The sequence below is a fragment of the Nocardiopsis sp. TNDT3 genome (assembly GCF_003427465.1).
In the GTDB taxonomy this organism is placed as follows: Bacteria; Actinomycetota; Actinomycetes; order Streptosporangiales; family Streptosporangiaceae; genus Nocardiopsis; species Nocardiopsis dassonvillei.
The window spans coordinates 1-6,910 of the sequence record NZ_QPFC01000522.1; the positions used below are offsets into that span (position 1 = coordinate 1).

A 6,910-nucleotide genomic window follows, 5' to 3' on the forward strand; every position below is an offset into this window, starting at 1 on the left:
CGCCCGGGGCCTCAGGTGCTGGGCAACCCCCGCAGCAGGTCCCGCACCAGGTCGGGGCGTTCGCGCAGCGCGAGGTGCCCCGCGCCCCGGACGGTGTGGACGGCGGCGTCCAGGAAGAGCAGGGCCGGGCTGTACAGCAGGTCCGGGGAGAAGAAGGGGTCGTGCGACCCGGTGGCGACGGTGACCGGGGTCCGCCGCCAGTGGTGGAGGGCCTCCGCGCGCAGCGGCCGGGGCGGCAGCACGTTGACCGCGCGGCAGGACCGGCCGACCAGGGTCGTCCACTCCAGCAGGGTGCTGTTCCGGGGTTCGGCCGAGCCGGGGCCGCACATGGCGCGCAGCAGCGCGGAGCTGGACCGGGCGTCGGGGTGGAACCTCCAGCGCACCAGGGCGGCGGCCAGGCCGGTGCCGCCGGTCGCCGGTGTCAGGCCACCGGGGTTGACCAGGCAGAGTCCGGCCACCAGGGGCCCGGGGGTGGCCGAGAGCGCGATGGCCGCGCCGATGCCGTGGCCCAGGACCAGGACCGGGCGGTCGGTGACCTGCGGCAGCACCTCGTCCAGCCAGCCGCCGTAGTACGCCGGACGCTCGACCAGGGGCCGGTCGCCGTCGCTGAGCCCGGGCTGTCCGGGCGGATCGGCGACCAGGACGGGGCGGTCCTCGGACAGGACGCGGACGGCGTCCAGGAGCGTGGCCGCGCTCAGGACCGACCCGGGGAGCACGAGGACCGGGGTGCCGGGGCCTCCGGGGGCGGTGAAGACGCGGGTGACGCCCAGGGAACAGGGGACGGTCGCGAGCGGGGTGAGCGGGGACTGGGCGTTGAGCCTGTCCCAGCACCAGTCGTGGACGGCCTGTCTGGTGGTCCGGGAACGGTAGACGCGCTGTGCGGGAGAGGGGGCGGGGTGGTTCACGTTGCCTGGTTCCGTGGAGACGCCGGGGCCGGTGGACCCGACTGCCGACACACCTAACGTCCCATCGTACGCCTCCGGGGGGTGTTCGAACAGGGGGGAGCGCGCGGGGTCCGCGCGCGTACGCCCGCCCCCGCTGCCCCTCCGGTCGTCCGGACGCCGACCGGGGGCGCGGGCCCGCGCCGGGTACGCGACCCGGTGCGGGCCCGGGCGGACCGGTGGTCCGGGTCAGGAGCGCCGGAGCCAGTCCTCGTACCGCGTGGTCGCGGTGGGCACGGAGCCGTCACCGCTGACGACGCCGTCCGGGATACCCGCGAACATCCCGGCGCCCTCGTCCGTGGTGACGGAGCGCCCGTCCGGGCGTGCGGCCAGGGTGATCTCCCCGAGCCTGTCGAGCCGCAGCACCTCGGGCCCGGCGATCTCGCGCCGTCCGTTCAGCGGTTCCCCCTGCGTCGTGTCCGCGACCGCGGCCGCGACGTCGGCGGAGGCGATGGGCCGCATCAGGGTGGAGGGCAGGCGCACGGTGCCGCCGTCCGTGGTCAACGCCATGATCGAGTCCACGAACTCGAAGAACTGGGTGGCGCGCACGATGCTGTACGGCACCCCGCTCCGCGCCAGGAGTTCCTCCTGGGCGACCTTGGCCCGGTAGTAGCCCAGCCCGGGAACCCGGTCGACGCCGACGATGGACAGGATGACGTGGTGGCCCACCCCCGCCTCCCGTCCCGCCGCGGTCAGGTTCTTCGTCGACCGGGTGAAGAAGTCCAGCGCGGCCCCGTCCTCGAAGGAGGGGGAGTTGGTCACGTCCACGACCGCGTCCGCGCCCGTCAGGGCCTGCCCGAGCCCCTCGCCGGTGAGCACGTCGACGCCCGTCGACTGGGAGACGGCGACCGCCTCGTGGCCCCGTTCCCCGAGCAGGGAGACCACCTGCGAGCCGATGAGGCCCGTACCGCCGACGACCACGATCTTCATCGTTACCTCCTACGCCTGACAACCTGTGGCGTCCGGGGCGCGTGGGGCCCCGGTACGCCGACCGAGCGGCCGTCGCGGGCGGCTGGCGGGTCCCTCCGCCGCGCCTGCCGCGAACGGCGCGTGAGCGCCGCGGTCCGGACAACCGGTGCGGCCCTCACCCACTCGGACAGGGCAGCGGCCGCGTGTGTGACACGGGCGGGCGGCCCGGGGGAGAGGGCCTCACCGAGGGACGCTGAAAACCGGCTGCCGGCCGTGGCCGCGTGGTGGGCAAAGGTCAGCAGGGGCGCGTGTGCCTGCCGGGGCGTGTGTGCGCGCCGGAACACCTGGCACCAATGCCATGGCGCCGTTGGCGCCGCTCAGCAGGCCGGTTCCCCGGCGTCCGACAGGCCCCCGGCTCCCGGCGGGCTCCCGGGGGCGCCGATGACGCCCCGCGAGGAGCGCTGGAAGGAGGCGATCTTGCCTGGGTTCATCACCCACAGGAGCTGGTTGATGCCCTGCGCCGAGGCGTCGACGGACAGCAGCGCGAAGGGCGTCCCGCCCCGGGACACCACGAGGCCGGGTCTGGTGTTCATCTCCGCGATCTCCGTGCGCGAGCCCGGCCAGAAGCGCGGGGCGAAGGCCTGGAGGAGTCTGGCCACGCGGTCCCTGCCGGTGACGGGAACGCGGGCGCTGTTGCGCACCCGGCCCCCGCCGTCGGACCGGCTGACCACGTCCTCGGCGAGGATCTCCTCCAGGGCGGCCAGGTCGCCCGCCTGGGCGGCGGTGAGGAAGGCCTCCACCAGTCTCCGGTGCTCCCGAGGGTTCACCGGCTCCCTCCGGCCCTCGGACAGGTGCCCGCGCGCGCGGCTGACCAGCTTGCGGGCGTTGGCCTCGCCGGTCCGCACCACGGCGGCGATCCGGTCGTAGGGGTAGTCGAAGGCCTCGCGCAGGACGTAGGCGGCGCGCTCGGTGGGGGTGAGTTTCTCCATGAGCAGGAGGAGGGCGAGTTCGACCGCCGCGCCGCGCTCCGCGCCGACCCCGGGGTCGGCGCCGGTGTCCACGGGCTCGGGCAGCCACGGTCCCACGTAGGCCTCACGGCGGGCCCGGGCCGATTTCAGGACGTTGATGGCCAGGCGCGTGGTGATCGTGGCCAGGAACGCGGCGGGGTCCTCCACGACGCCGCGGTCCGTCCTCTGCCACCGCAGCCAGACCTCCTGGACCAGGTCCTCGGCCTCGGCCCAGCTGCCGAGCATCCGGTAGGCGATACCGAACAGGCGCGGGCGCACACCGGTGAAGGCCTGTGCGGCCTCCTCCAGGGGGCTGGGCTCCCGTGGGACGGCTGACTGCATGGGCGCGACCACCTTCACCGGTTCTGACCTGCTGCCCGGGCACGGGACACGCGCCCCTCGCCAACCTACCGGGGCACCGGCGGAGTGCCCGGCAGGCACGGTGATTCCGCACACCCCGGAGCAACCGGAGAACCCACGCGTTCCATGTGCATCTGGCGTCTCGTGCGTGTCTGTTTCGCGCGGTCAGGAGGCCCCGCGTGCATCTGGCGCCTCGTGCGTGTCTGCCTCGCGCGGCCGGGACATCCCACGTGCATCTAGTGCCTCACGCTTCCCGGCAGGCCCCGGGGCGGATCAGATCTGCTTGGCCGCCGTGACCGCCGACGCCACGAGCACCACCGCCGCGAACCACAGCGCCCCGGGCGCGCCCACCGCGCCCGCGACCCCCGCGCCCACGGCAGGGATCCCGACCTGCCCGAGCCGGTTGCCCCAGATCCGCAGCGCCAGGGCGGCCCCGCGCGAGCCCTCCGGGGCTGCCGTGGCCACCGCCGACATCGTCAGCGGCTGGCCCAGACCCAGCAGGAACCCCCCGACGGCCAGCACCGCCCCCAGCACGAACACGTTGCTGACCGGCAGGGCCACCGCCGCCATCGACAGGCCCGCGGCCCCGGCGCTGACCGCGATCAGCGTCTCGCGCGACCAGCGCCGCACCAGCCGGGACAGCACCAGGCGGGACAGCAGCGAGAACCCCGCGCGCAGGCTCAGCAGGACGCCGACCGTCATCGGCGGGATGCCGCGGTTCTCGGCGACCAGCGGAAGGTAGGCGGTGAGGATGTCCACGGCCGAGAGCAGCGCGAGGCTGGCGAACAGCCCCGAGGGCAGGCCCGGCCTGCGCAGCAGTTCCCGCGCGGGGGTCCTCTCCGACCCCTTCTCGCGCGAGGGCGCGGGCATGCGCACCCGGACGAAGGCCAGGATCGGCACCAGCCCCAGTCCGCCGGTCACCGCGGCGACGAGCAGGGCGGAGGAGGTCGCCGACAGCAGCGCGTCCCCCGAGGCGTCGGCCAGCATCGCACCCGACAGCAGGGGGCCCACGAGCTGGCCCAGGGAGGCCGCCGCGGTGAACCACCCGAAGTCGCGGTCCAGGTTCCCCGGTGCGGCCAGGCGCGCGATGAGCCCCTGACCCGCGACCATGCACAGCAGGTGGCCCATGCCCAGCACCGTGCTGGCCGCGGCGATCGCGAACAGGTCCGTGCCGTACGCCAGCAGCAGCGAGCCCGCGCCGAGCACCGCCGCGCCCAGGCCGACGATCCACGCCATGCGCCGGGACCGGTCGGTCGCCCGCCCCAGCGGGACCGCCACCAGCAGGGGCAGCAGCGCGTAGGCGGCGGTGACCAGGCCCACCGCCACGGCGTCACCGCCCAGGGCGATCGTCCGGTACGAGACCAGGGGACGGGCGAGGTTGAGCGCGGTGTGGGTGAACATGACGCTCAGTAACAGCGGCCAGAGCCACGACGCCCCCCTGACGCGGCCTCTTCCCAACGTTCTCTCCCCCTCGTCCGTGTACTCCCCGTCCGGCGCAACGGCGCCCCGGGGGCTGGGGGTTCCCCGGGGACATCCGATGACGTGACCATCTGGTTCTACACGGTGTCCACCCGGCGCTCGGCAGCCGGGGTCGCGGACCGGCGCCGGTCCCGCACCCGCTTGACCGCGAAGACCGCCACCACCGCCACGAGGATGGTGTAGATGCCGACCGCGATGCCGCTGTCGAACAGGATCGACACGTCGCCCTGGCTCGCGGCCATCGCCCGGCGCAGCTCGCTCTCGGCCAGCGGCCCCAGGATGACGCCGATGAGGACCGGCGCCACGGGGATGTCGTACCTGCGCATCAGGAGCCCGAGGACGCCCACCGCGAACAGCAGGACGACGTCGAACACCGAGCCCTTGACCGAGTACACGCCCACCGTGGCGAAGACCATCAGCCCCGCGAACAGGTGGCGCTGGGGCAGGCGCAGGAGCCGCGCCCACAGCGGCGCGAAGGGCAGGTTGATCACCAGCAGCAGGAACGTGCCGATGAACATGCTGGCCAGCAGCGCCCAGACCAGGTCGCCCTCCTGCTCGAAGAGCAGGGGTCCCGGCTGCATCCCGTACTGCTGGAACGCCGCCAGCATCACGGCGGCCGTCGCGGACGTGGGCAGGCCGAGCCCGAGCAAGGGGACCATCGCGGTCGCCGTGGTCGCGTTGTTGGCGGCCTCCGGCCCCGCCACGCCCTCGATCGCGCCCCGGCCGAACTCGCTGTCGCCGCGCCGCCTGGCCAGCGCCTTCTCGGCTCCGAAGGACAGGAAGGTGGGGATTTCGGCGCCGCCGGCGGGGATCACGCCGAAGGGCAGGCCCAGCGCCGTTCCCCGCAGCCAGGGCTTCCAGGAGCGGCGCAGGTCCGCGCGTCCCAGCCACGGCGTGCCCGACGCCACCAGCTGGCCCGCGGCGGCCCGCTTCGGCCGGAACCCGGTGTGCAGGACCTCGCCCACGGCCAGCAGTCCGACCGTGATCACGACGATGCTGACCCCGTCCAGCAGCTGCGGGACGCCCAGGGTCAGGCGGATCGCGCCGCTCTGGTCGTCGATGCCGACCACGCTGATCGTCAGGCCGATGCCCAGAGCGGTGATGCCCCGCAGGGGGGAGGAGGTCACGACGGCGGCGGTGCACACGAAGGCCAGGACGGCGAGCGCGAAGTACTCGGCCGGTCCGAACCCGAGAGCCAGGACCACCATGCGCTGGGCGAAGAAGGCCACCACGGTCGTGGCCACGATGCCGCCCACGAAGGAGCCGATCACCGCCGCCGCCAGCGCCTGGGAGGCCCTGCCGCGCCGCGCCATGGCGTGGCCCTCGAACGCGGTGGCGATCGACGAGCTCTGCCCGGGGGTGTTGAGCAGGATGGACGTGGTCGCGCCGCCGAACTGCCCGCCGTAGTAGATGCCCGCGAACATGATGAACGCCGCGGTCGGCTCCAGCAGGAAGGTCAGGGGGAGCAGGAGGGCGACCGCCATGGACGAGCCCAGCCCCGGCAGGACGCCCACGGCCGTGCCCAGGACCACGCCGAGGAGGCACCACAACAGGTTGACGGGCGTCAGGGCCTCGGCGAACCCCGACATCAGGAGGGAGAAGGTGTCCACGGTGTTCACAGGACCTTTCCGAGCAGGCCGCTGGGCAGCGACACGTCCAGCAGGCCGGAGAAGCAGATCTGCACGATCGCGGCCAGGGCCACGGCCACGCACAGGTCCAGCAGGGGTGAGCGCCGGTCCAGGGCGAAGCTGACGCCCCAGAAGAGCAGGGTGCCCGAGAGCAGCCAGCCGAGCGGTTGGAGCAGCAGGACGTGGGCGGTCAGGGTCGCGGCCATGACGCCCAGGGTGCGCCAGTCGCCGTGTTCGCTCTTCGCGTCGGAGGCAGCGGCAACGGCGTCGGGGGCGGCCTCGGCGGCCGTGGTGGAAGCGGCCGCGGTCCCCGTCGTTTCGGCGGACGGGGAGCGCCGCACGGCCAGGACCGCGCGCACCCCCGCCACACACGCCGTGACGCCCAAGAGGGCGCCCACGGTCAGCGGGAAGAACTGCGGGCCCAGGAAGCCGCTGCTCTCCGGCACGCGGATCACCATGCCGCCCACGAGCAGGAAGAGGGCCGTCACCAGGGTCACCGCGGGCACGGCCAGCGCCGTGCCGAGGGCGGCGGGCGCGGGGTCGGCCGCGGGCTCCGGGGCGGCGGCGCCTGCCCCGGACCCGGTGT

General features: G+C 74.4%; 6 protein-coding genes. All 6 read right to left on the reverse strand.

The features are described from left to right. Positions 1 to 11: 11 nt before the first annotated feature. Positions 12 to 905: an alpha/beta fold hydrolase gene (locus DQW06_RS13635; protein ID WP_117198578.1), complete on the reverse strand. Its 894-nt coding sequence runs from the start codon at positions 903 to 905 to the stop codon at positions 12 to 14. A gap of 225 nt (positions 906 to 1,130) precedes the next feature. Then, positions 1,131 to 1,871 carry an SDR family oxidoreductase gene (locus DQW06_RS13640; RefSeq protein ID WP_013152044.1) on the reverse strand — a complete coding sequence of 247 codons (741 nt, stop codon included), beginning with the start codon at positions 1,869 to 1,871 and terminating at the stop codon, positions 1,131 to 1,133. A 356-nt stretch (positions 1,872 to 2,227) separates the two neighbouring features. Further along, positions 2,228 to 3,199 (reverse strand): RNA polymerase sigma-70 factor, encoded by a 972-nt coding sequence (locus tag DQW06_RS13645; RefSeq protein WP_117198581.1) that lies wholly within the window; start codon positions 3,197 to 3,199, stop codon positions 2,228 to 2,230. Between the two features lie 291 nt (positions 3,200 to 3,490). Next, on the reverse strand, positions 3,491 to 4,618 hold the full coding sequence (locus DQW06_RS13650) for an MFS transporter (RefSeq protein ID WP_117198579.1): 1,128 nt from the start codon (positions 4,616 to 4,618) through the stop codon (positions 3,491 to 3,493). Positions 4,619 to 4,773: 155 nt separating this feature from the next. Continuing rightward, positions 4,774 to 6,306, reverse strand: a complete 1,533-nt coding sequence (locus DQW06_RS13655; RefSeq protein WP_197724943.1) for a tripartite tricarboxylate transporter permease — start codon at positions 6,304 to 6,306, stop codon at positions 4,774 to 4,776. 5 nt (positions 6,307 to 6,311) lie between these two features. Beyond that, a partial coding sequence (locus DQW06_RS13660) for a tripartite tricarboxylate transporter TctB family protein (RefSeq protein WP_117198580.1) occupies positions 6,312 to 6,910 on the reverse strand: 599 nt, incomplete at its 5' end.